The 25,260-nt window shown below is 62.5% G+C and carries 20 protein-coding genes; 16 read left to right on the top strand and 4 right to left on the bottom strand.

Annotation, left to right across the window (positions count from 1 at the left end):
- Positions 1 to 20 precede the first annotated feature (20 nt).
- From AOT96_RS06140 to AOT96_RS06110, 7 genes are all read left to right on the top strand, one after another.
- On the top strand, positions 21 to 398 hold the full coding sequence (locus tag AOT96_RS06140) for a DUF4247 domain-containing protein (protein WP_042448578.1): 378 nt from the start codon (positions 21 to 23) through the stop codon (positions 396 to 398).
- On the top strand, positions 395 to 898 hold the full coding sequence (locus tag AOT96_RS06135) for a DUF350 domain-containing protein (protein ID WP_042448576.1): 504 nt from the start codon (positions 395 to 397) through the stop codon (positions 896 to 898). Before AOT96_RS06140 ends, AOT96_RS06135 begins: the two co-directional genes overlap by 4 nt.
- A complete protein-coding gene (locus AOT96_RS06130) occupies positions 898 to 2,472 on the top strand; it encodes a polyamine aminopropyltransferase (RefSeq protein WP_064443694.1) in 1,575 nt (524 codons plus the stop codon). The genes AOT96_RS06135 and AOT96_RS06130 overlap by 1 nt, the downstream gene beginning before the upstream one ends.
- Before the next feature lie 150 nt (positions 2,473 to 2,622).
- Positions 2,623 to 4,176: an acetolactate synthase large subunit gene (locus AOT96_RS06125; RefSeq protein ID WP_064688125.1), complete on the top strand. Its 1,554-nt coding sequence runs from the start codon at positions 2,623 to 2,625 to the stop codon at positions 4,174 to 4,176.
- 49 nt (positions 4,177 to 4,225) lie between these two features.
- Positions 4,226 to 4,903 carry a GAP family protein gene (locus tag AOT96_RS06120; RefSeq protein ID WP_065351442.1) on the top strand — a complete coding sequence of 226 codons (678 nt, stop codon included), beginning with the start codon at positions 4,226 to 4,228 and terminating at the stop codon, positions 4,901 to 4,903.
- Positions 4,904 to 4,921: 18 nt separating this feature from the next.
- Positions 4,922 to 6,814 (top strand): SEC-C metal-binding domain-containing protein, encoded by a 1,893-nt coding sequence (locus AOT96_RS06115; RefSeq protein ID WP_064443696.1) that lies wholly within the window; start codon positions 4,922 to 4,924, stop codon positions 6,812 to 6,814.
- Positions 6,815 to 6,849: 35 nt separating this feature from the next.
- Positions 6,850 to 8,772, top strand: a complete 1,923-nt coding sequence (locus AOT96_RS06110) for an SEC-C domain-containing protein (RefSeq protein ID WP_231917396.1) — start codon at positions 6,850 to 6,852, stop codon at positions 8,770 to 8,772.
- 36 nt (positions 8,773 to 8,808) lie between these two features.
- On the opposite strand, the gene AOT96_RS06105 is transcribed toward AOT96_RS06110, so the two are convergent.
- Positions 8,809 to 10,239, bottom strand: a complete 1,431-nt coding sequence (locus tag AOT96_RS06105) for a coniferyl aldehyde dehydrogenase (RefSeq protein ID WP_064443697.1) — start codon at positions 10,237 to 10,239, stop codon at positions 8,809 to 8,811.
- Between the two features lie 109 nt (positions 10,240 to 10,348).
- On the opposite strand from AOT96_RS06105, the gene AOT96_RS06100 reads away from it, so the two are divergent.
- The 5 genes from AOT96_RS06100 to AOT96_RS06080 all read left to right on the top strand — a co-directional run bounded on the left by AOT96_RS06100 (position 10,349) and on the right by AOT96_RS06080 (position 16,051).
- The gene (locus tag AOT96_RS06100; protein ID WP_003939812.1) at positions 10,349 to 11,146 is read left to right on the top strand and encodes an enoyl-CoA hydratase; all 798 of its coding nucleotides are present in this window, start codon (positions 10,349 to 10,351) and stop codon (positions 11,144 to 11,146) included.
- A gap of 45 nt (positions 11,147 to 11,191) precedes the next feature.
- Positions 11,192 to 12,712 (top strand): acyl-CoA synthetase, encoded by a 1,521-nt coding sequence (locus AOT96_RS06095; protein ID WP_030537202.1) that lies wholly within the window; start codon positions 11,192 to 11,194, stop codon positions 12,710 to 12,712.
- Between the two features lie 120 nt (positions 12,713 to 12,832).
- Entirely contained in the window at positions 12,833 to 13,999 is a 1,167-nt protein-coding gene (locus AOT96_RS06090; protein ID WP_064114207.1) for an acyl-CoA dehydrogenase family protein, read from the top strand.
- Positions 14,000 to 14,041: 42 nt separating this feature from the next.
- Positions 14,042 to 14,782: a 3-oxoacyl-ACP reductase FabG gene (gene fabG, locus AOT96_RS06085; protein WP_003940214.1), complete on the top strand. Its 741-nt coding sequence runs from the start codon at positions 14,042 to 14,044 to the stop codon at positions 14,780 to 14,782.
- Between the two features lie 72 nt (positions 14,783 to 14,854).
- Positions 14,855 to 16,051: a CaiB/BaiF CoA transferase family protein gene (locus AOT96_RS06080; RefSeq protein WP_064114208.1), complete on the top strand. Its 1,197-nt coding sequence runs from the start codon at positions 14,855 to 14,857 to the stop codon at positions 16,049 to 16,051.
- A gap of 5 nt (positions 16,052 to 16,056) precedes the next feature.
- On the opposite strand, the gene AOT96_RS06075 is transcribed toward AOT96_RS06080, so the two are convergent.
- On the bottom strand, positions 16,057 to 17,277 hold the full coding sequence (locus tag AOT96_RS06075) for an acetyl-CoA C-acetyltransferase (protein WP_064114209.1): 1,221 nt from the start codon (positions 17,275 to 17,277) through the stop codon (positions 16,057 to 16,059).
- A 309-nt stretch (positions 17,278 to 17,586) separates the two neighbouring features.
- Here AOT96_RS06075 and AOT96_RS06070 point away from each other — a divergent pair, with 309 nt between their 5' ends.
- Positions 17,587 to 18,777, top strand: a complete 1,191-nt coding sequence (locus AOT96_RS06070; protein WP_007729528.1) for an acyl-CoA dehydrogenase family protein — start codon at positions 17,587 to 17,589, stop codon at positions 18,775 to 18,777.
- A gap of 50 nt (positions 18,778 to 18,827) precedes the next feature.
- On the opposite strand, the gene AOT96_RS06065 is transcribed toward AOT96_RS06070, so the two are convergent.
- Entirely contained in the window at positions 18,828 to 20,498 is a 1,671-nt protein-coding gene (locus AOT96_RS06065) for a chitobiase/beta-hexosaminidase C-terminal domain-containing protein (RefSeq protein WP_042448556.1), read from the bottom strand.
- A 182-nt stretch (positions 20,499 to 20,680) separates the two neighbouring features.
- Here AOT96_RS06065 and AOT96_RS06060 point away from each other — a divergent pair, with 182 nt between their 5' ends.
- Complete coding sequence (locus AOT96_RS06060; protein ID WP_007729523.1) at positions 20,681 to 21,571, top strand: LysR family transcriptional regulator; 891 nt, start codon at positions 20,681 to 20,683, stop codon at positions 21,569 to 21,571.
- On the opposite strand, the gene AOT96_RS06055 is transcribed toward AOT96_RS06060, so the two are convergent.
- Complete coding sequence (locus AOT96_RS06055; RefSeq protein WP_054188394.1) at positions 21,505 to 22,449, bottom strand: LysR family transcriptional regulator; 945 nt, start codon at positions 22,447 to 22,449, stop codon at positions 21,505 to 21,507. The two genes, AOT96_RS06060 and AOT96_RS06055, sit on opposite strands and share 67 nt — an antisense overlap.
- Positions 22,450 to 22,636: 187 nt before the next feature.
- Between AOT96_RS06055 and AOT96_RS06050 the strand changes: the two genes are divergently transcribed.
- Together AOT96_RS06050 and AOT96_RS06045 are read left to right on the top strand one after the other, a co-directional pair.
- Entirely contained in the window at positions 22,637 to 24,196 is a 1,560-nt protein-coding gene (locus AOT96_RS06050; RefSeq protein WP_065351441.1) for a long-chain-fatty-acid--CoA ligase, read from the top strand.
- Complete coding sequence (locus tag AOT96_RS06045) at positions 24,193 to 25,239, top strand: MBL fold metallo-hydrolase (RefSeq protein ID WP_064114211.1); 1,047 nt, start codon at positions 24,193 to 24,195, stop codon at positions 25,237 to 25,239. The genes AOT96_RS06050 and AOT96_RS06045 overlap by 4 nt, the downstream gene beginning before the upstream one ends.
- Positions 25,240 to 25,260: the final 21 nt, after the last annotated feature.

Here is a 25,260-nt window from a genome sequence, read left to right as displayed (position 1 = left end):
GGACGTGGTTTGCTCCGGTGATGCTGGCGGCCGCAATTATGTTGTCGGCGTGCGGTGGTGGAGCCAAAGACTTCATCGCGGACAACTATTCCAAGACGTCCCAGGATGGCGACGTCGTGTTGTACTCGTCGAAAGATCCAGTGGGCACGACCGTCTCACGGATTGTCGACGCGGACGAACCAGCGGCGCGAAGTGCTGACGGCGGCAACGAATACCTGCGCTACGACGACGACATCGTCACTGTCAGTTCGGCTTCGGGCGGTGGCAGCACCATCAAGGTAGAGGACATCGACGGCACGTATCGCAGCGGCGGATACGCGTACCTGGGACCGGGCTTCAACCCGGGATCCCCGGCGGGTGGAAGCAGTGGCAGCGGCGGCTCGGGTAGTGCCAAATGACGGTAATGCTCAATGAGAAGGAGAACGGCGTGACGAACATCTTTGCATCCACTTCCGTCGAGATCGGAACGGTGGATCCGGCATTGCTCGTCGGGGGCGTTCTCGGCACCCTCGCCTACTTCGTCGTCGGTGCAGCGGTTCTGGCGACGGGATTCCTGGTCCTCGACCTCATGACACCCGGAAATCTCCGCCACCAGGTTTACGTCGACAAGAACCCGAACGCTGCGATTCTGTTGGCCTCCAATCATCTTGCGCTGGCGATCATCGTGGTGACGGCAATCCTGACCAGTTCGGACGGCTTTGCTCAGGGACTCGCCGACTCCGCGGTGTACGGACTGTTCGCGATCGTGTTGCAAGCGATCGCGCTGCGATTGATGAACGCATTCCTTCCCGGCAAGTTGGTTGCGCTGGTGCAGGATCCGAAGATGTGTGGCGCCGCGTGGGCTGTGGGTGTGAGCTTGCTGTCCATCGGTTTGGTGAACGCCGCAGCGCTCACCTGATGGTTGCCGCTGATCCCGATGTGACAGTTGACGAGCGTTCGACGATGCTCGGCCCGCGCGCACGCGTCCTTCTCCTTGCGGCTGTTGCGGCGTGCGCTGCGTGTGGCCTGATCTACGAGCTGGCCCTGTTGACACTCAGCGTGAGTCTGACCGGCGGCGGCATCACCCAGACGTCGTTGATCGTCGCGGGATTTGTTGCGGCTCTGGGTATCGGAGCGCTGGCCGCCAAACCTCTGCTGGGACACGCTGCCGTTTCGTTCGTGACGGTCGAGATACTGCTCGGGCTGATCGGCGGATTCAGTGCCGTCACGCTGTACGTGACCTTCACGTTCTTCGGTTCCAGCGCAGCAGTTCTGGTGGCGGCGACCGCGCTGATCGGCATCCTCGTCGGTGCCGAAGTGCCTCTGCTGATGACGCTCTTGCAGTCCGGTCGCAGCGACAACGACGCACAGAGCACCGGAAAGGTACTGGCCAACCTCAATGCCGCCGACTACCTCGGCGCATTGATCGGTGGTCTGCTGTGGCCGTTCGTACTGTTGCCGTGGGCGGGAATGATTCGCGGTGCCGCACTCACCGGCATGATCAATCTCGTGGCTGCGGCAGTGGTCGCGCTGATACTCCTTCGGTGGCAGCTCAGCCTGCGCGCACGATCGATCGCCGTCGTCGCAATGCTGTTGGCAGCAAGTTTGATCGGATGGTTGCTGATCGCAGCGTCGGACATCGAGACCACGTCGAGGCAGCGGCTCTACACCGATCCCGTGGTGGCCGCCGAGCGATCGGTGTACCAGGAAATCGTCGTCACCGAGCGGGGGAACGACGTGCGCCTGTTCCTCGACGGAGACCTGCAGTTCTCCAGTGTCGACGAGCATCGGTACACGGAGTCGCTGGTGTATCCGGCCCTGGTGAACGACCCCCGGCGCGTGCTGATTCTGGGCGGCGGTGACGGCCTCGCTGCACGGGAAGTGCTGCGAATGAGCAGCGTCGAGCAGATCGTTCAAGTGGAACTTGATCCGGCAGTCTTGGAGTTGGCCAACACGCGTCTTCGTGATCTGAACGAGGGAGCGCTCGAGGATCCACGGGTGGACGTCGTACTCGACGACGCGTTTCGGTGGCTGCGAGAGCGTCCGGAACCGGGTTTCGATGCGGTGATCGTCGACCTCCCGGATCCTGACACCCCCGCACTTGGCCGCTTGTATTCGATGGAGTTCTACGGACTTGCCGCTGCCGCGATGAATCCGGGCGGGCTGATGGTCGTCCAGTCCGGCAGCCCGTACTCGACACCGGATGCGTACTGGAGAACGGTGTCGACGGTATCGGCTGTCGGACTGAGCGTCTCGCCCTATCACGTTTTCGTGCCGAGCTTCGGTGACTGGGGATATGTGCTCGCGCAAAGAGGTTCCACGCCGCCCGAGCTTCGTCTGCCCGCTGATGTGCCGGAACTACGGTTCCTCGACGAGCCGACGCTGGCGTCGGCCTCGGTGTTTCCTCGCGATCGCCCGAGGCGGGAGTTGGAACCCTCGACGCTCGACCGGCCACGCATCGTCGACGATATGCGCAAGGGCTATGAACGCTGAACTCCCGACCGAGTAGCTTGAATCGAGACTCTCGGCCACGACGGAGGTACGGATGACTGTTCGGATCGAGGAGCACGCACCGGGAGTTCGGTTGCTCACGATGAAGCGCAGGAAGCATTCGCAGCTTTTCATGAAGAAGAGGTGATCGAAATGAACGGTGCACAGTCGCTCATCCAAAGCCTGGTCGACTCGGGCGTCGAGGTGTGCTTCGGCAATCCAGGAACGTCCGAGATGCATTTTGTCGCCGCACTCGATTCCGTTCCGCAGATGCGGGCGGTACTCGGCTTGTTCGAGGGCGCCGTGACCGGTGCCGCGGACGGCTACGCACGGATCGCCGGAAAGCCTGCCGCGACGCTGCTCCATCTGGGCCCCGGTATGGCGAACGGACTGGCGAACCTTCACAACGCGCGCCGCGCCCACACACCGATCGTGAACATCGTCGGGGACCACGCGACCTACCACCACGGTTTCGACGCTCCTCTCGAATCGAACATCGATGCGCTGACCGAATGGTTGGAGGGGTGGAGTCGACGTTCCGAATCCACCGCGACCGTCGGTAGCGACGCGGCCGACGCCGTTGCCGCCTCGTTGAATCCGCCCGGACGCATTGCCACACTTGTCCTCCCTGCCGACGTCTCGTGGGGCGAAGGTGGAGTTCTTGCGGGTCCTCGGGACATACCGGGGCGGGCGGAAGTTTCTGCAACACAGATCGACTCGGTGGTGGGCGCGCTCAATGCCGAGGGTCGCGCCACGCTACTGCTGGGCGGCGCAGCCTGTTCCGAAGCTGGGCTGCGCGCCGCTTCCCGAATTGCGGTCGCGACCGGTGCCCAGATTCTGATCGAGACTTTTCCAGCCAGGCTTCAACGAGGTGCGGGGCTACCGTCATTCGAGCGCTTGGGATACTTCGCCGAGCACGCCACCGAACAACTTCGCGGAACAACTCAGCTGGTTCTGGCCGGAGCGGTTTCGCCGGTCTCGTTCTTTGCGTATCCCGGAAAACCGAGCGATCTGGCACCGGAGGGTGCTGCGGTGACAACGCTGGCAAGCGTCGGCGACGATGTTGCCGGTGCACTGGAGGCAGTGGCCGAACTCGTGGCACCGGGAGTCGAACCTGTTTTGCAGGAAGCGAATCGGCCGGCGCTGCCGAGCGGGCCTCTGGACGTTCGAAATTGGGCCGACGTGATCGGCGCCCTGCTGCCAGGCGACGCCATCATCTCCGACGAGGCGGCGACTTCCGGTTGGGCGATCCCGATTGCCCTTGCCGGAGCGCCGCGCCACGACGTGCTCACGCTCACCGGAGGTGCCATCGGCCAGGGCATCCCGGTGGCGACGGGCGCCGCTGTGGCAGCGCCGGAGCGACCGGTGATCAATCTCGAAGCCGACGGAAGCGCGATGTACACCATCACGGCGTTGTGGACGCAGGCGCGAGAGATGTTGAACGTCACGACGATTCTGCTCAACAATCGCGCGTACGCCATCCTGCGTGGCGAACTGCAACGAGTCGGCGCAGAAGGTGGCGGCGTCGTCGCACAGTCGATGCTGGATCTGTCATCTCCGAACATGGACTACGTCAAGATCTCCGAGGGGTTGGGAGTGCCCGCGTCGCGGGCGAACACAGCGGAGGAGTTGGCCCAACAGTTTGCCGCAGCGCTGGCGGAACCCGGCCCGCATCTCATCGAGGTCATGCTGCCTCCGACGTCGTGATTTCGACCTCGAATCGATCGTCGATCGTGCATTCAACTGGAGGTTTTCGGTGCTAGCTGCGATCGGTCTGTCTCTTCCGATTGCCCTCGGCCTGCTTTTCGTCTCGATGCCCATGGCGGTGATCGTGCTCGTCATGATCACCGCTGGAGCACATCGAGGGGCGGCATCTTTTCTACTCGGGTGGGTCCTCGGAATCTCGGCAGTCGTCGCGGTGACCATCGTGATCGCGGACTATTCGTTTGCGGAGTCGGAGTCGTCGCGGACTTCCGTGTGGTCGAGCGTCGTACGAATCGTGTTGGGTCTGGTCCTGTTCGGCTTGGCATACAAGCAGTGGCGCGCGCGTCCGCGAAACGGGAGTGAGCCGACAGTTCCGAAGTGGATGAAGAGCGTCGACGGGTTGACTCCGCGGAAGGCGTTCGGGTTGGCGTTCTTGTCCGCGGCGGTCAATCCCAAGAATGCAGCGCTGGCGGTATCCGGTGCGGCCACTATCGCGGTCGCCACGAATGTCGTTGCCCAACAGATTGTTGCCGCGGTGATCTTCACGGTCATCGCGAGCGTCGGCATCGCGTTGCCGATCCTGGTGAAGGTGTTCTCCGGCAAGCGTGCCGACGAGATCCTCGCGTCCGCGAAGGCATGGATGACCGCCAACAACGCGGTGATGATGACGGTCATCCTGACGATCCTCGGTGCGACCGTGCTGGGCGAGGGGCTCAGTGGGCTGCAATAGGTCGCCTACCATTGGCGGGTGACTGATTTCGACGACGACGCTGCCGGTTCCATTACCTCCGCTGCTTTGGCTGTTCTGCGCGAGCAAGGCCCGCTGAGTCTCGAAGAGTGGGCGACCCATCTCGAGGAGTACGGAACTGCGACCGAGTTGGCCGATGTACTCGAGTACCTGTCCGAACCGATGCTCGGGTACCTGCCCAACGGAAAGTACGTCGCTCTCGACACGGTCCTCGAAGGGCTCGTGTTCACTCACCGGCTCAGCGAAGTCGAAATTGCGTCGGACATCCTTGACGCGAGCCCCGACCTGGAACCGATCTTGGCATTCGGCGACGACGACGGGGCGATCCGGGTGGCCCTGGCGGAAGAAGCAGCCTCCGAACGCGGAGCTGCTCCGTTCCGGAGTCGACGAGTTGTGGTACTTCCGGCCGGAACCCTCGGCGAGTGCGCCGACGGTGATCTCGTCGGCTTGGCTGTCGAAGACGGAACACTTGCGTTTCGTCTGGTCGAGATCGAGGACGAACCCGATCTTGCTCCGGCGCTCGGCGAACTCTTCGAGGAGGACGGAGTCGAGGCCCTGGATTCTGTGTGCTGGCAACTCCTGATCGAGGATCCGTCACTCTTCACGGTTCCTGTTGCGCCGCTGGGTGAGATCTTCGAGGTGGCAGGTTACGAGCACGAGCGTGAGCTACTGGCTCGGCGGGGATTCGACTTCGACGCCTACGACCTGCAGATTCGGACAGCCTTGGTGGCCGGTACCTACGACCTGACCCACGACGAGGCAGTCTCTGCCGTTGCGTTTGTCGATCTGGCGGACCGCGGATACACCGACGCGGTCATCGCCGACTTCGATATCGCGGACTGGGCCCACCGTCATGTGAGCGCTGCTCCGGACTCTTTTGTCTCACTGGCAGATCCGGGTGCTGCAGTGGCCGTGTTCGATCTCGGATTTCGGAATCAGGACCCGGTGACCGACGCAATCCTCGAAGCGCTTGCCTCCGAACTGGCCGAGCGAGGGCCACGGTCGGTGCGGGCGGCGGCTCATTGGCTCGCCGGTAAGGCCGTCGATCGGCTGGGGCGCGTCCTCGAAGCGGAGGCGCACTACGAGAAAGCGCTCTTTGCCGAATCCGGTTGGGGTCCGGCCTTGTTCGAGCTGGCTCAGTTTGCGTCGGACCGCGGCGATGCGACCCGGGCGCTGTCACTGCTCGGGCGGATCGACGGCGGAAGTGAAGAGAATCTCTACGCCGTACTGCAGGACTTCGTGCCATCCGATCACCCGGAACTCGGTCGAAACGACAAGTGTTGGTGCGGTTCCGGCCGCAAGTACAAGGTCTGCCACCTCGGAAAGGCCGATGAATCCGTCAAGGCGGACGGTCGGTGGCTGTACAAGAAGGCATGCCTGTTTGCGTTTGCCTCCGAATTCGTCGACATCGTGACCGGGCTCGACGATCTCGAAAACGAAAATCTCTCCGAGGACGAACTGATCGCGGCCACGATCTTCGACGGCTCGGCACTGGACGTCGCTCTGTTCGAGGGTGGAATCTTTGCCGAATTCTTGGCCAGACGCAGCGAACTACTTCCGGAGGCGGAAGTTGTGACAGCCGCACAGTGGCTCGGAATCCGGAGGTCGGTGTACGAGGTGATCGAAACGTCCGACACCGGCGTCGTGCTGCTCGATCGTGGGTCCAAGGAGACCGTCACGGTTGCTCACTCGGTCGAAGGCAAGCCAGGTGATGTGATCAGTGCTCGGGTCCTGACGGCCCCCACTGGCGCGTTTGCGGTGGGTGTTGTGGTCATGGCAACGGAATCGCAGGCTGCGAGGGTGCTCGAGGTTCTCGCTTCCGAAGATCTCGTGGCCGAAGAACTGGTGCGCGAGTTGCGTGGAGGCGCCGATCACTCGACCGATGACCGGTGACGATGTATCGAGTCGACCCCGTTAAAGTTGGATAGGTGAACGAACCGATGGATGCCAATGACTTGATCGCCGAAGCCGCGATGGAGTTGTTGCGTGAGCACGGCCCGCAGACAGCGGCGGACTGGGGCACCCTGTTGGCTGACGCCGGGCACGGTACAGCCGAGGACATGGCCGAATTTGTCGAGTACGTCGAGGACCCGTTGCTCGGATACTTGAGTGAGGAACGGTACGCCGCCCTCGACACATTGTTCGAGCATCGAGTGTTGACCCATCGGCTCACCGAAGCGGAAATCAGGTCCGGCGTTCTCGACGCGAACCCCGATCTGATGATGCTGCGGGTTTTCCTCGATCGTGACGACGACGAAATCCACGGCATCAGCGTCGTGCACCGCGGGACCGACGACGATCTATTGGCTGATCGTGGGATCGAAGATCCGGAGTTCCCACACGACGAAGGCTTTCTGCTCGACACCGACACCCTTGCCGAGTGCTCGGAAGGTGACTTGATCGGATTGTTCGTCGCTGACCGTGAGCTGACGCTCTGCACCATCCCCGAGGTACTGGATCCCGCACCCGGATTCGGCGAGCACCTGGCGACGGTCCTTGCCGACATCGGTGCTGACACCCTCGATGCCATTGTCTGGCAGTTGATGCTCGACGAGCCGTCGCTGTTCCGTCAGCCGACCGCCCCGCTGGGCGAGATGCTCGAGGCGTCAGGTTACGTCCGCGACGGTGACTACGTTGCGGTCGACGGATTCGATTTCGAGGCATACCACCTGGCGAACCGGGCCCGCATGCTCGAGGTCCGCGAGAATCTGCACCCCGAAGAAGCCGCGTCGGTGATCGCGTTCGTCGATGTGGTCATGGCCGCGAAAGCCGAAGGCGTCGACGATGTCTCGGACTGGGCGCGCAAGCAGATCAAGGAGGATCCGCAGGCCTTCGCAGGCCTCGCCGAGCCGCCCGCGGCTGCGGCAGCGTTGGAGCTGTTGTCCGAACTCGACGATCATGATTCCGTATTGCATTCTGTTGCAACTGCTCTCGCCGAAAAAGGGTCGCGTCGTGTCAAGCCGGCAGCGCACTGGCTGGCGGGCAAGGCTTCGGATCGTCTCGGCAAGATCCTGGCCGCTGAGGCGTCGTACGAATCAGCGCACGATCTCGATCCCGACTGGACTCCCGCGATCTTCGATCTGGCGCTACTGGCCGCCGATCGAAGCGATGTGACGCGCGCGCTGGCTTTGCTGGGCCGAATCGAGGGTGGCGAGTCCGAGGTTCTGCACGAGGTTCTTCAGCGCTACGCCCCGGCCGAGCACCCCGAACTCGGACGAAATGACAAGTGCTGGTGCGGTTCCGGTCGAAAGTTCAAGGTTTGCCATCTCGGTAAGTCCGAGGTGACGTTCGACGACCGGGCCAGCTGGCTCTACGTCAAGGCTCAGTTGTTCTCGCGCACGCCGGAGTACTTCGACGCCGTGTTCGATCTTGCGCTCATCCGTGCCGAGCAGTTCAACAGCGAAGAAGCACTGACGCTGGCCGTCGAAGGTGGTTTGGCCGTCGACGCTGCCTTGTTCGATGCGGGTATTTTCGCAGCTTTTGTCGAGCGCCGCGGAGAACTGCTGCCTGCCGACGAACGCGAACTGGCCGATCAGTGGTTGTCGATTCCGCGCTCGGTGTACAAGGTCGCCTCGACGGAGCCTGGACAGTTGGTGACCCTCAGCGACGTCCGCAACGGCCATCTGGTGAAGGTCACGGACGAGTGGGGCTCGCTGAACCTCGAGCCAGGCACACTCGTGTGTGCTCGTGTTCTTCCGGCCGGGTCCACGATGCGCACGTTCGGTGGCATCGAACCGCTTGCGGTAGAAGACAAGAAGGAGTTGATCCAACTGATCGAGTCGGTGGATACCGAACCGGGTCAGCTGGTGGAGTTCCTCAGCCGCGGCCTTGCCGGTGCGCCTTTCCGGTAGCGCGAACTACCAAAAAGGCGCACGGGGCCGGAGGCCCTAGGGCGTTACCTGAGCCAACATCATCTGCTCGAAACCCTCACCGTACGGCGGGAGCATTCCCCACTCGCCGCGTGGGTCATGCTGCGCTGCTTCGAATACCGTTCGGGCGTGACTGAACTCGAGGAAACCCTCGCGGCCGTGGTAGTGCCCGATACCCGAAGCCCCGACGCCGCCGAAGGGTGCGTCGCTCAGCCCGGGGTGAGACATTGCGTCGTTGATGGTGACGCCGCCCGAGACGGTGCGTTCGAGTACGGATTCCTTCTCGTCCAGATCGGTTCCGAAGTAGTACAGCGCCAACGGTTTCGGTCGTGAATTGATGTCGGCGACGACGTTGTCGAGTTGGTCGTACGGCAAGACGACGACGGCCGGCCCGAAGATCTCCTCCTTCATGATCTGCGCGTCGGTCGGAGGGTCGACCACGATTCGCAGTGGGCGACGACGAGTGTCTGCGGAGAGTTCTTCGTCGGGAACGGTGATGATTCGTGCCCCACGTTCTTCGGCGTCCGCGATGTACCCCTCGATGCGTGCGAGGTGACGATCGCTGACTATCGAGACCATGTCTTTGTTGTCGGCGATCGTGGGAAACAGTCCCGTGAACTGGTCGGTGAACGCGTCGATGAATGCTTCCGTGTTCTCGCGCGGAACGTAGATCAGATCGGGAGAGACACAGAGTTGACCGGCGTTGGTGGACTTCGCGATAGCCAAACGCGAAGCAGCAGAGCTGATATCGGCACTGCGGCTCAAGACGCTCGGTGACTTGCCGCCGAGTTCGAGGGTGACCGGCACCAGGTTCTTCGCAGCATTGGCCATGACCAGCTTTCCGACGGTCGTGCTGCCGGTGAAGACGAGGTGGTCGAAAGGCAGCGACGTCAGCCGATCAGCGACCTCCGGGCTGCCGGTCACCACCGCGACCTCCACGGGGTCGAGAGTTCGACGCGCCGCCTCGGCCAGGACGGTCGCAGTATTGGGCACGATCTCCGACGGTTTGAGAACGGCGCGATTTCCTGCTCCGAGGGCGCAGGCGAGCGGGCTCAGGAGAGTGAACAGGGGAGCATTCCAGGTTCCGATGATGCCGATCGAACCCTTCGGCTGGTACGACACGTACGCCGTGGCACCCAACTGGTCCTGCATCGCTCCGGTAGCTCTCGGTGAGCGAATCATCCACTCTTCGAGCGAATCACGAACGTGCTTGAGTGAAACCATCGACCCGAGAACGTCATTCATCACCGAGTAGGCCGGGATTCGGCCGCCGAAGTCTTCGTTGATCGCCTCGGTCAGATCCTTGTGGTTTGCCACCAGGAGATCGACGACGCGTTGAATGCGCTCGCGTCGTGTCTGCGCTGACGGAAGACCAGCGGCTCGAGTTGCTTCCTGCTGAGCGCGCAGAATCTCTTCGAGATCAGTGGTGACGGCGGCATCGGTGCTCATGGGCACTCCTCGTAGTGGCGAAGTATTGACCGGACCGTATCGACGCGGTGCGAGTGGATGTCCTTTTCGTCTCGTTGACCGGGACGGATTCGATTGGTAGAGAGAACACATGTCGCAGACACAGGTAGAAGACACTGCAGTGAAGATTTCCGTCGAGGAATCGGTGGGACTCGGTTTCCTGACGCTCGATCGGCCGGCGCGGCGCAATCCGCTCTCGGCGGAGACCATGCGTGAGGTGACGGCTGCCCTTGTCGAATTGTCTGTAGACGAGCGCGTGCGGGTCGTGATCGTGCGCGCCGAAGGCCCGGTGTTCTCCGCCGGACACGATCTGACGGAGATGATCGGGAGAACCCTCGAGGACGAGCGGGCGATCTTCGACGGCTGTACCGAGATGATGGAGACCGTACAGCGGATTCCGCAGCCGGTGATTGCCGCAGTACAGGGCCCGGCTATCGCGGCGGGCTGCCAACTGGCCGCGTCGTGTGATCTGGTTGTTGCTGCGTCGAATGCTGTCTTCGGCACGCCGGGCGTCAAGATCGGACTGTTCTGCTCGACGCCCATGGTGGCGCTGAGCAGGGCAGTAGGGCGCAAGCGCTCGATGCAGATGTTGCTCACCGGGCAGACGATCGACGCCGACACCGCTGCGGACTGGGGTCTGGTGAACTTCGTCGTCGCGCCCGAAGACCTGGACCGAGAGGTGCGCGAACTGGCCGCCAAGATCACGACGGCCAGCCCCTTGACGGTGAAGATCGGTAAGCAGGCGTTCTATCGCCAGATCGATCTGCCGCAAGCGCAGGCGTACGAGGCGATGGCGGAAACTATGGCAACCAACGCCGTGACCTGCGACGCTCAGGAAGGTATGCAGGCCTTTGTGGACAAGCGAAAGCCCGAATGGCGCAATAAGTAACGATCGCTCTTCCGGTTTAGTTGGACGTCCTATAACCTGAGGCGCATGAGCCTGGATCCACGCACCAACACTGTCGACGGAGTGCTTCGGCGCTCGGCAGCCAAGTACCCCGACCGTGTAGCCGTCGTCTTCGAAGATCGCACTCGCACCTACCGCGAACTCGACGACGCGGTGACGCGGGTCGCCGCCTACTTGCTCGGTCTGGGGCTCGAACAAGGCGACCGCGTCGCGGCATACGGAACCAACTCCGACGCCTATGCAATCGGATTTCTTGCCTGTGCACGAGCAGGTTTGGTGCATGTTCCCGTCAATTACGCACTGAAGGGGGAGGAACTCCGGTACCTCGTGGCGCAGTCAGGCGCCCGCGCGGTGTTGGTGGATCCGGCATTGGCGCCGACACTCGACTCGGTACGCTCCGACCTCGATCTCGATCACGTGATCGCACTGCGGGACGCGGAACTGTCCGTCGTCACGATCGGTGAGGCAGGCGAGGTGCCGGTCTTCGAACCGCGTGCGACGTCGACCGATCTGGCGCAACTCCTGTACACCTCGGGCACCACCTCGAAGCCCAAGGGCGCCATGATGTCTCACGGTGCACTGGTTCACGAGTACGTGTCCTCGGTGATCGCGCTCGGCCTCGACAAGAACGACAACCCGCTGATCTGCATGCCGATGTACCACTCCGCGGGCATGCACGTCTTCATGCTGCCGTACCTGTCCGTCGGCGCGACGGTCAGTCTGATGCAGGCGCCGGACATCCCGGAAATCCTGCGCCGTGTCGAAGCCGAAAAGATCGGATCGCTGTTCCTGGCGCCGACCGTGTGGGTACCGCTGGCCAACCATCCGGACCTCGAGACCCGCGATCTGTCGTCGCTGAAGAAGGCGCAGTACGGCGCCTCGATCATGCCGGTCACCGTGCTCAATCGTCTGCGCGAGCGCTACCCGGACATCGGTTTCTACAACTGCTTCGGCCAGTCCGAAATCGGCCCACTGGCAACAGTTCTCCAGCCCAGCGAGCATGCTGATCGCCCGTCTTCCTGTGGTCGCGCGGTGTTCTTCGTCGAAACCCGCGTCGTCGACGCCGACGGAAACGATGTCGCCGACGGTGAGTCCGGCGAGGTTCTCTACCGCTCACCGCAGCTGTGCAACGGCTACTGGGAGAATCCGGAAGCCACCGCCGAGGCCTTCCGTGACGGCTGGTTCCATTCGGGCGATCTGGTCGTGCGGGACGAAGAAGGTTTCATCACGGTCGTCGACCGGATCAAGGACGTCATCAACACCGGCGGCATCCTGGTGGCGTCACGCGAGGTCGAAGATGCGGTCTACACGCACCCCGCCGTGGCAGAAGTTGCCGTGATCGGTACGCCCGACGAGAAGTGGATCGAGGCCGTCACCGCGATCGTCGTGCTCAAGGACGGCAACGACGAGTTGACGCCCGAGGCGTTGATTGCCCACGTCAAGGAGCGAATCGCTCCGTTCAAGGTGCCCAAGCATGTCCGTTTCGTGGCCGAGCTTCCGCGCAACCAGAGCGGCAAGCTACTGAAGCGGGAACTGCGCACCGTCTGAAGCTTGCTATAGGTTCTGCCTTACCTTCGGTTCGTTTTCAGGTCTTTGACTCCGATTGCCTCACGGTATTGACTTCGGGGGACGGCATGGACTTCGGAAACAGCAAGGTGAGTGGTGGGAATGCAGGTCGACGCAGATGACTTCGCAGATATCTTGGCGACTGCGCGGGAGTTCATCCGTAAGGAAGTAGTTCCGCGTGAGCAGGAGATAGCCGACACCGACGCCATTCCTGCGGACATACGCAAGAAGGCCGCAGCTATCGGGCTCTTCGGTTACGCGATCCCTCAGGAATGGGGTGGGCTCGGACTCGATCTCACCCAAGACGTCGAACTGGCAATGGAATTCGGCTACACGTCTCTGGCGCTGCGTTCGATGTTCGGTACCAACAACGGAATTGCCGGGCAGGTGCTGGTCGGCTTCGGTACCGACGAGCAGAAGGCTCAGTGGCTCGAGCGCATCGCCTCCGGTGATGTCGTGGCTTCCTTTGCTCTCACCGAACCGGGCGCGGGCTCCAACCCGGCCGGCCTTCGGACCAAGGCAGTGCTGGACGGATCCGACTGGGTGATCGACGGCAACAAGCGGTTCATCACCAATGCTCCACTGGCGCAGCTGTTCGTGGTGTTCGCGCGCACTCGCCCGGCGGATTCCGATGGTCCGGGAATTGCAGTGTTCCTGGTTCCGGCTGACACGCCAGGTGTCACGGTCGGTCCCAAGGACAAGAAGATGGGTCAGGAAGGTGCTTGGACCTCCGAGGTCACCTTCGACAACGTCCGGGTTCCCGAGTCGGCCCTCGTCGGTGGCGACCAGGACACCGGATACCGCGCAGCGATGACGTCTCTCGCGCGCGGACGAGTCCATATCGCGGCGCTTTCGGTGGGAGCAGCACAGCGAGCGCTCGACGAATCTGTCGCGTTCTCCGTGGTCACGGAACAGGGCGGCACCGCGATCGGTGACTTCCAGCTGGTTCAAGCGATGTTGGCAGACCAGCAAGCCGGTGTGATGGCAGGGCGTGCGATGGTGCGCGAGGTGGCCGCGCGGTACGTCAGCGGTGAGGATCGCCGTCTCGGGCCTTCGGCGGCAAAGCTTTTCTGCACCGAGATGGTGGGCAAGGTCGCAGATCTCGCCGTGCAGATCCACGGGGGCAACGGGTACATGCGCGGTGTTCCGGTCGAACGTATCTACCGTGAAGTTCGCCTGTTGCGCCTGTACGAGGGAACCAGCGAGATCCAGCGTCTGATTCTCGGTGGTGGGCTCGTGGCGCAAGCGAAAAAGCAAAACCAGCGCTGACACATTTTCCAGACGAGCTTTAACCTCACGAACGGAGTGGACATGGGATTGTTGGACGGCAAGGTTGCGGTAGTGACCGGCGGAGCCCAGGGCATCGGGCTCGAAATTGCGCGCACCTTCATCAAGGAAGGCGCGACCGTCGTTCTCGGCGACATCAACGAAACCGTGGGAACGGCTGCGGTCGCCGAACTCGGTGGAGAGTCGGTCGCCCGTTTCGCTTCCTGCGACGTGCGTGACTCCGGACAGGTCGAGGCCATGCTCGATCTGGCCGAAAGCGCTTTCGGTCCAGTCGATGTCATGGTCAACAACGCCGGCATGACGCGCGACGCCACGATGCGGAAGATGACCGAGCAGGACTTCGACGACGTGATCGCCGTTCACCTCAAGGGCGCCTGGAACGGAACACGCGCTGCCGCCGCCCGCATGCGCGAGCGTGAGACGGGCGCGATCGTGAACATCTCGTCGATCTCCGGCAAGGTGGGCATGCTCGGGCAGACCAACTACTCGGCCGCGAAGGCCGGGATCGTCGGTCTGACGAAGGCCGCGGCAAAAGAGGTCGCGTTCAAGAACGTTCGCGTCAACGCCGTTCAGCCCGGACTGGTCCGCACGGCGATGACCGAGGCGATGCCCGAACGGATCTGGAACGAGAAGCTTGCCGAGATTCCGATGGGGCGCGCAGCCGAGCCTTCGGAAGTTGCCTCGGTTGTGCTGTTCCTCGCGAGCGACCTCTCGAGCTACATGACCGGCACGGTTCTCGAGATCACCGGCGGCCGCCACATCTGATCCGTCCTGTTCGAGTGCAAGAATTCAGAGTGTGAGAATTCTGGGTGTAAAACTTCTGGGGTGACTACTGACATGGGACAGCCGAACTCGGATCTTCCGCTCGACGGAATCACCGTAGTTGCACTCGAACAGGCGGTGGCGGCACCGCTCGCCACCAGACATCTCGCGGACATGGGTGCGCGGGTGATCAAGATAGAACGCGTCGGCGAGGGTGACTTCGCGCGTCACTACGACCAGGCGGTTCACGGTCAGGCATCACACTTCGTGTGGCTCAACCGTTCCAAGGAATCGATCGCCGTCGATGTGAAGTCGGAAGCCGGCCGGCAGATCCTTCTCGATCTGGTCGCGCGAGCCGATGTGTTCCTGCAGAACCTGGCTCCCGACGCAGCCGCGAGACTGGGGTTCGGCGCGGAGGAACTGCGCGATAAATACCCACGGCTCATCGTGATCGACATGTCCGGCTACGGCAGTGCCGGCCCGCGGCGCGAGCGCAAGGCCTACGACATGTTGGTCCAAGCCGAGACCGGAATGATCTCCGTGACAGGCACACCGGAGACGGCCACCAAGACCGGCATCCCGGTCTCCGACATCGCGGCAGGAATGTACGCGCTGACTTCGATTCTGAGCGCCCTGTTCCGTAGAGAGCGAACGGGCAAGGGAGCGCTCGTCGAGGTCTCGATGTTCGATTCCACCGTCGAGTGGCTGGGCCATCCGATGTACATGAAAATGTATGCGGACAGGCAGATTCCACGTGTCGGACTCGGCCATGCCGCGATCGTTCCCTACGATTCGTATCCCACGGCCGACGGCGAAATCCTGATCGGCGTCCAGAACGATCGTGGATGGCGAGCGCTGATGGTGGACGTGTTCGAGCGAGAGGATCTGGTCGATCATCCGCGTTACCGCACCAACATCGTGCGCGTCGAAAACCGTGGCGAGGTGGACGAATTGGTGGGCTCTCTGACGCGTCTGTACTCGACGACAGATCTGGATCAGCGTCTGGCCGCCGCTGGTGTTCCGGCCGCGGCACTCAACGACATGGCCGGTCTGCTGGAACATCCGCAGCTGGAGAAGCGTGCCAGGTGGCGGTCCGTGGGCACCGAGAACGGTCCGATCGATGCCGTGCTGCCTCCGATGACGTATTCGGATGTCGAAATGCGCATGGGTGACGTTCCGGCACTCGGCCAGCAGACGGATTCTCTGCTGGCCGAGTTGGGACTTACGGGCGACCGGATCGCGGAACTTCGCCGCGACGGATCGATCGGTTAACGCTTCTAGCGTCGCAGGTTCTCGAACACCGCGGCAATCCCTTGTCCGCCACCGATACACATGGTCTCGATCCCGTACCGTGCCTGGCGCCGGTCGAGTTCGCGCAGCAGATTGGCGAGGATCCGCCCACCGGTAGCGCCGACAGGATGTCCGAGCGAGATTCCGGAACCGTTGACGTTGAAGCGTTCTTCGATGTCCCGCGCGCTCAATCCCCAGGCTTTGGCGCACGCGAGAACCTGTGCGGCGAAGGCCTCGTTGACTTCGATGAGGTCGATGTCGTCCAGCGACAGATCGACACGGGAGAGAGCCTTCGCCACGGCAGGCACCGGTCCGATGCCCATCCGGTTCGGCTCCACACCGGCCACACCCCAGCTGACCAGTTTCGCGAACGGCCGCAGGCCCAGCCGTTCGGCGTTGGCCGCAGTGGTGACGATGGCCGCGGCTCCGGCGTCGTTCTGGCCGCAGGCGTTTCCGGCGGTGACTGTTGCTTCGGGGTCGACGCGACCTCGAATGGGGCGCAGTGCAGCAAGATCGGACAGTTGTATCCCTCGGCGCGGATGCTCGTCTTGGGTGACGACTGTCTGCTCACCACGGCGTCCGGGCACCGAAACGGGAATGGTCTCGTCGTCGAAATACCCGCTGTCCTGGGCGTGAACGGCCCGTTCGTGCGATCGCACCGCGTATCGGTCCTGCTCGTCGCGGGTGATCGAGTACTCCCGGCGCAAGTTCTCGGCGGTCTCGATCATGCCGCCTTCCACCGGAAAGTTGACTCCGCCGGAGTTCGTGCGCGGTTTGGCCAATCGGTCGTGGAACTCGACGGAAGGGCGCTTTGTGCCCCAACGCATGTCGGTGGAGTAGAACTCGGTTCCGCTCATGCTTTCGGCGCCGCCGGCGATGACCAGATCACTCATCCCGGTCTGTACCTGCATCGCGGCGTAGATGATCGCCTGCAATCCCGAACCGCAACGGCGATCGAGTTGTATTCCGGGAACGGACACGTCCAGACCGGCGTCGAGTGCCGCGATTCGTCCGATGGCCGCGGCCTCTCCGTTGGCGTACCCCTGACCGAAGATGACGTCGTCGACATCGGTGGACGCAATGCCGGTTCGTTCGACGAGGCCACGCACAACAGTGCCGGCGAGTGTGGTGACGGGAACGTCCTTGAAGACTCCGCCGAATCCGCCCACCGGGGTGCGAACGGGTTCACAGATGACTGCGTCGTGCATGGAATGCGCCTGTCTCGAGGAGAGTGGGGAATGCGTCGCGTGAACGGGCCGATCGAAGGGCCCACCGCGACCTGGCCTCTCGAATATCCAGCACACGTGGCGCGGTTGTCAACAGCAGGAACGACCTGTTCGGACATAGTTTCCGCCATACGGTTCGTATGCGAAATCGACTTTGACACATATACCGTTCGGGGATTGAATGGATGCAGCGTCTCTGCCGCACACACGTCGCGGTGGGATGAAAGTTCCTGGAGTCGAATCAATTTCGTCGACCGGGAGGGCACGAAGTACCGACTGACAGGTGGAACAGTGACTCGTTTGGCGCAGACGGCGGGATTGACCGAAACCCAGACCGATATCGTCGGGGCGGTACGCGAGTTCGTCGATCGTGTGGTCATCCCCGCGGCGCAGGAACTCGAACACTCGGATACGTACCCGACCGACATCGTCAAGCAGATGAAGGACATGGGTCTGTTCGGACTGACCATCGACCCCGAGTACGGGGGTATCGGCGAATCATTGCTCACCTACGCGCTGTGCGTCGAAGAATTGGCCCGTGGATGGATGAGCGTGTCCGGTGTCATCAACACGCATTTCATCGTGGCTCACATGATTTCGGCGCACGGGACGCCGGAACAGAAGGCGAAGTACCTGCCGCGTCTGGCGTCCGGGGAACTCACCGGTGCATTTTCCATGTCGGAGCCTGCTCTCGGTTCCGATGTTGCTGCCATATCGACCAAGGCGAAGCGGACGGACTCCGGCGATTACGTGATCACCGGCCAGAAGATGTGGCTGACCAACGGAGGTTCCTCGACCTTGGTGGCAGTCCTGGTCAAGACGGACGAGGGCGCGGAGAAGCCGCACAACAATCTGACGACGATATTGATCGAGAAGCCCGCAGGTTTCGGCGAGGTACTCCCGGGCCTGACCATTCCGGGCAAGCTCGAGAAGATGGGGTACAAGGGAATCGACACCACGGAGATGATCTTCGACGGTTTCGAGATCGGAGCCGAGGAGGTTCTCGGTGGCACCCCTGGCTCGGGATTCCGGCACATGATGGACGGCGTCGAGGTCGGCCGGGTCAACGTCGCCGCGCGTGCCTGCGGAATTGCCCAGCGCGCTTTCGAACTGGCTGTCACCTACGCCAAGCAACGCGAGACTTTCGGCAAGCCGATCGCCGAGCATCAGGCCATCGCGTTCCGGATCGCCGAGATGGGCACCAAAGTCGAAGCGGCGCATCTGATGATGGTCAACGCTGCCAGGCTCAAGGACTCGGGTGAGCGCAACGATGTCGCAGCGGGTATGGCGAAGTATCTGGCGAGTGAATTCTGCTCGGAGGTCACCCAGGACAGCTTCCGTATCCACGGCGGATACGGCTATTCCAAGGAATACGAGATCGAGCGGTTGATGCGTGAGGCGCCGTTCCTTCTGATCGGTGAAGGCACCAGCGACATCCAGAAGCAGATCATCAGCAAGGGCCTGCTTCGCACGTACAACTGAGCCGAGAAGCGGCACCGCGAATATGCGCGGTGCCGCTTTGTCGTGTCGGGTCAGCGGGTGAAGGCCAGGGTTGTCACCGGTGACCGGTTGCCGTATGCGTCAACGGCTTCGACGCGGGCTTCGTATGCGGTGCCCGCTGCGGCATCGGGAATCGGAATGTCGAGGCTGTTCGGCCGCGGCATGAAGTAGAAGTCCGAGAGCACCTTCGACGAGACCACCTTCGCTCCGGTGGCTGTGTCCGTGACCTCGACGGCGTAGTGGTGCACCATCTGATCGTCCTTGGCCTGCGCGATCCTCAGTGCGGTCGCACCGTTTTCGCCGGTCGTCACCGAGAGCGGAGTGCTCGAGGTGAACTCCGGCGCGTGCGTGTTCCGTGCGCCCGAGGTGTAGCGGAAGTTGTCCTTGATCTGCTGGTTGGTCGACCCGTCGAGTTCGACCGTCCACCCCGAACCGCTCAGCGTGCCCGCGCTCGAGTACGGCGGCTGCCAGTTGGCTGACCACGCGCCACCGGCGTAGATGTCGTGCTTGTCTGCCGCCATGTTGATTCGGTTGATTTCCGTGCGGTCCTGGTAGACCTCGACGAAGAGCGCTTGGGCAGTGGGTGATTCGAAACGGTTCGCGAGACCGGACTCGGTCACCATCTGGTAGCCGTGATCGATTTCGATGTACGACATCGAGCCGTCGTTGACCGACGTGAAGTCACGCTGATGGATCGACCGGTCGTCGTTGTTGTTCAGATGTGAGTGCCCGGAGAAGAAGATTGCCTGAGGGAAGGCACTCAGGTCTTCGGTCAATCGAGGGTTCGACGCCTGCTGCCCGTCCATGGCTGTGTTGCTTGCCGGCCGGTGTCCCTGGACCAGGATCGGCTTGGTCAGGTTCCCGGACTCCGCGGTGATTTCGGTCAGGCGGGACTTCAGCCAATTGCGTTGCGCTGAATCATTGTTGTAGGTTTCGGTGTTGACCGTGAAGAGATGGACACCATTGACGTCGGATTCGTAGTATCCGCCACCGGAATCCGGGAACCACTCCGCCGGATATCCGGCTCTGATCGCCGCGAGACTTGCATCGTGATTGCCGTTGGAGATCAGGAGTTGTGTGTCGTTCATGCCCTTCCGGGCGAGGTTTGCCTGGAAGATTTCTGCGACGATCTTGTGGTCGGGCCCCTTGCCGTCTCCGTTGTCGTTGATCATGTCCCCGTTGGAGAGGATAGCGTCGGGTTTCGGGAAGATGGAACCGATTGTGTCGAAGAAGCTTTCGTACTTCTTGTCGTTGTTCGCGTGATCGCCGACGTGGACGTCGGACATCACGACGACCTGAGCCAGCGGCTTTTCCGAGGTCTTGATCAGGTAGCCGAACGAGACGGCCGCGCTCGCGTGATCGCCTCGGAAAGCTGCGACAGTGACGTTGGTGTCCTGTGCGATGTGCAGCGGACGTCCCGGCGTGGCAGCTTGGCTGTCGGTGGTGGGTGTCGTTCCGTCCAGGGTGTAGCGGACGGTGGCGCCGCGCTCGGCGGTGAAGGTCAGGTCGACGGGGTGCTCGTACCGTCCGCCGGGGACGCTGACGCCGGGCGCTGCGGGCGGCGTGTTGTTCTCGCCCGAAGAGCTGCCCCATTCGAAGGACGAACTGCCCCAGCCGGGTTCGGCGTGGGATTCGGCGGGGGCGATGCCGGGAACGGCGAGAGCCGCGGTCACGGCTGCTATCGCGATGGTCGTACGTCTCACGAGGATTCCTTGTCTTCGACGCGGTGGTTCAGACCTATCCGTAATTGGTCTGGACCAATTACGGTAGGTGGCGCCGGGTAGAAGAAGGTGTGTCCTGAATGTCCGATTAATGAAGCGTGTGTGAACACCCTGCAGTGCTTGGTACCGGTATACCTGTCTGCGTTTATGGCAAAGTCGATGGAGTGGACCTACGTCAGATCGAGTACTTCCTTGCCGTTGCCGGTGGTGAGTCCTTGTCGACGGCTGCGCAGAATCTGTCGGTCACCAAGCCGTCGCTGTCGCAGGGTATTCGTGGCCTCGAGCGCGAACTCGGAGTCGAACTGTTTCACCGTGTCGGTCGCGGTTTGGTGCTGACGGCAGCAGGTCGGGCGTTGGTAGGGCCGGCGAGGCAGATGACTCGCAGCAGCGCGGCCGCGTTCGACGTCGCGATCGGTACGGCCGACGAGCCTCGTGGCCGGCTCGACATCTGCTCCGCGGCACATGGTCTCGAAGGTCCGATCGCACGCATCGTGGCGGACTTTCGTGAGCGGTGGCCTGCTGTGACCGTTCGGGTCGGTGAGTTGCCGCAGGGTGCAACGTCTGAGCAGGTGTTGGCAGACGGCGCGTGCGAGGTGGTCTTCAGTTACTGGCCACCCGACATGTCGGCGCTGTCCACCAAAGTGTTGGGGGTGAACGAGTACTGGCTGGCAGTGCCGTCGGGGGTTCATCCCGACGTCTGGCCGAATGGTGTGAAACCCGCTGCGGGAGAGCCGGTGTCATTGACGGCATTGCCCGATCTCCCCGTGGTGGGTGTGCTCAAACACTCGCGGGCTCGCCTTGCCATCGAGTCGTCTCTGCAGGCCGCCGGGGCCCGGACTCGGATGTCGACGGAGTTGGCGCAGCGGGAGACCGTCGGCGCGTTCGTCTTTGCTGGTTTGGGCATGGCATTCATGGAGCGTTCGTTGGCCGAGAGATCGGTCGCGTCCGGCGCGGAGATATTTCCGGTGGAGCCGCCGATCTCACTGAATTACGGCGTCGAGTTCGATCCGGAGACGCTCTCGCCGTTGGGCAGGCTGTTCGTGGAGGGCTTGTGACGTGGGGAGATGTTCTCGATGTACGCAGACCCGGCCGGTGAGAGCGGGCCGTCGCGGTAGACCAAGATCGTCTGCCGGGTGATCGGTGGGAAAAGCGAGCGAACCTCAGATGCCGGTGAGTCTTGTTCGGCGATCGATCTGGGCAGCAGCGCGGCGCCTACACCTTGCCCGACCATTTCCCGGACAGCAAGGCGATCTGGCACTTCCACGACGACGTCGGTGAGTTCCAGATCGTCGTCGATCGAGTGCCCGCGCCGAACTGCGGATGCCTCGACCACCATTGGCAGGCGCGCGACCACGGTGCGCGGAACCGGATCGGGGAGGTCTGTGGCCAGGCGAATGGGGATCGACAAGACCGTTTCCTGGGTGCTCACGGCAATTTCTCGAAGCCCGTCGGAGACTTCGGTACCCGGGTGGGTCTCGAGAAACCCGAGTTCACACGTACCTGCTCTGACGAGCGCGCGCACGTCCTGTGCGTTGGCGGAGGCGTTCGTGGAGAACCGAATTCCGGGTGCCGTCAGATGGAGGCGTCCGGCGACCTCTGCAACAGGGTCGATGGCGAGATCGGACTGAACTGCTATGGCGAGTTCCCCGGCGCGCAAAGCGGTTACCGCAGCCACCGCGGCCTCGGCCCGAGCAACGTCGGCGAGCAACGTACGGGCAGAATCGGCAACTGCCAGTCCGACCGTGGTGGGAGCCAGACCGCGAGTGGTGCGCTCGAAGAGTGTGGCTCCGAGAGCTCGTTCGAGGTTGCGCACGGCCTGCGAGAGGGACGGTTGCGAGATACGCAGGACGTCCGCGGCGGCAGTGACGCTGCCGTGATCGACGACCGCGACGAGATACTGCGCGCTGCGTATGTCCATGCCGGGTGCCTGCATCTGACGAATTCTCCCAGATGACGGAGCCTTGGCGGCGGTGACTTGCTGCGACCTGCGGACATAGGTCTGAGCTATGGCTCTGTGCGCCTTCTCGTCTTTGTGGCGCAGGCCATAGCGATGGTCGACTGTTCCAGTACCACCGACCGCGGTTCGTGCTCGGTGAGTACCTGGAACACAGGAGCGTGATGTGAGCGAGCTTCACCTACCCAACCGGATACGCCACTCGGCGTCGACACGGCCGTCCGATCCGGCAATCACGTGCGGCGACCGAACGCTGACTTGGGCTGAGCTGGATGGCGAGACCAGCACCTTGGCGAGTGCGCTGGCAGAAGTGACCACAACGGGTGCTCGTGTCGGTGCGCTACTGCGTATGGGGCTCGAAGGTGCGGAAACCTTCATCGCATGTGCGAAGGCAGGCGCTGTGTTCATACCGTTGAACTGGCGGCTCAACCCACTCGAACTCGTCGACATCGCCGAGGACGCGGAGCTCGACGTCTTGATCGTCGATGACGAGTTCGCCGCGGGGGCGGCGGCGATGTCCGCAGCGTTGCCGGACATCGAGGTCATAACCGTGGGAGCTGCAGGGGTCCTGCCGGATTCGCGAACCTGGGCGGAGTTCGTGGCATCAGGGACCGGTGTCGACCCCGGACACGGGCACGATCCGGACGCAGCAGTTCTGCAGCTGTACACGTCCGGGACAACCGGCCGGCCCAAGGGCGTCGTGGCCACGCACCGGAATCTGTACAACGAGCCCGAGGGGTTCGATGTCTACGAATTCGGTTCGAATGCAGTCGCACTCGATGCACTTCCCCTCTTTCACATCGCCGGTGCCGGCTGGATGAGTACATGCTTGTCGGCCGGAGTGCCTTTGGTGCTGCTCGGAGACATGGCGCCTGCTCGGGTCGCTGATGCCATCGCGACCCACCGCGTCACCCACGCATTTCTGGTGCCTGCAGTCATTCAGACGCTGGTAGATCTGCCGACTCTCGACAGTTTCGATCTGACCAGCCTGGAGGTGGTCGCCTATGGGGCGTCACCGATCACTCCGGCGCTCCTCGCCCACGCGATGACTGTCTTGAACTGCAAATTCGTTCAGCGATACGGGATGACCGAGACGACGGGTTCGGTATCCGTCCTTCGTGCTTACGACCATCATGTGAGCGGGCCGCGTTCGGAGTTGCTTCGCTCTGCGGGCAAGCCGATGATCGGCGTCGAGATCTCGATTCGAGACGTCACCACTGGTGAGGAATTGCCGCCCAATAGTTCCGGTGAGATCGTCGCGCGCAGTAGAAACAACACTCGCGGATACTGGCGACGTGACCGTGAGACCGCCGAATTGTTCACCCACGACGGTTTCCTCCGAACGGGGGACGCCGGCCATCTGGACGACGAGGGGTATCTGTTCGTCACCGATCGACTCAAGGACATGATCATCACCGGCGGAGAGAACGTCTATCCGATCGAGGTGGAATCCATTCTGGCCGAGCACCCCTCGGTCGCCGAGGTCGCGGTGGTCGGGGTTCCCGACAAGCGCTGGGGTGAATCCGTGACCGCAGTGGTCAAACTGGTCGACGGTGCCGACTTGCCGAGCGTCGACGAGTTGATCGCTTTCAGCACAGCGAAGTTGGCGTCGTACAAGAAACCTCGCCAGATCCATTTCGTGGACTCCCTACCTCGCAACGCGAGCGGAAAACTGCTCAAGTCGAGCCTGCGGACCATGCTGAACGCGAGCGGAGAAGCATCATGATCGTGACCGAAGACGTCGGTGTCGCACAACGTGAGGCATGGGCGAACAAAGTCCTTCCACCGGTCGAACAGGTGCGGGACGGATTGTGGTCGATCCCTGTTCCCATGCCGGACAACCCTTTGCGCTACGTACTCGTCTACGCACTCGCGCTCGACGACGGACTTGCCCTCATCGACGTCGGTTGGGATCACGAACAGTCCTGGCAGGCTCTCGTCGACGGCATAGCATCGATCGGATACCACGTTTCCGAAGTGCGCTATGCGGCAATCACGCACCTGCATCCCGATCACTTCGGCCTGGCGCCGCGTCTTCGGCAGGTCAGCGGCGCAACGCTTGCGATGCACGTGGCCGACGCGACGCTCCTCGGGTACCACGGGCCCGAACAGACCCGCGACGACATCAGTGGCTGGAACCTGCAGTTGTCCGAACTCGGCGCACCGGCCGAAGTGCTCGACGCGTCTCGGGTCGACCTGGTGCGGTTCGCCGAGCACGAAACCATCGACATTATTCTGGGAGAAGGGGATTCACTCGACCTACCCGGTTGGAATCTCCGCGCCCAATGGACACCGGGGCACACTCCCGGACATCTCTGTTTCGTGGAAGAGGACAGAGGCTTGTTGTTCAGCGGCGATCACATGCTGCCGAGGATCAGCCCGAACATCTCCACGATTCCCGGTGAACTCGAGAACCCACTTCATCGTTATCTTCTCTCGCTCGAGGCGACGACAACACTGGGCGAGTGCGAAGTGCTTCCGGCACATGAATATCGATTCCGTGGGATCGCCGATCGTGCACGTCAATTGATGGGGCACCACGAGGAGCGATTGGCGGAGATCGTGGCTGCGGTGCAGGATGAGCCTGAATCCACGGCCTGGGAACTCTCACGCACGATCTCCTGGTCTCGCCCGTTCGAACAGATGTCGCCGCGACTACTTCGCTTGGCAGTCCGCGAAACCCATGCTCATCTTGTTGTTTTGGCCAAGCGGGAGATCGTGACACCGTCCGGCGGCACACCCGTGCGCTGGAGCATTCGCGCGCAGTGACCTTTCAAGAATCTCATCACG

The organism is Rhodococcus sp. 008, from assembly GCF_001682295.1.
In the GTDB taxonomy this organism is placed as follows: domain Bacteria; phylum Actinomycetota; class Actinomycetes; order Mycobacteriales; family Mycobacteriaceae; genus Rhodococcus_F; species Rhodococcus_F qingshengii.
This window is presented reverse-complemented; position numbering and strand designations above follow the sequence as displayed.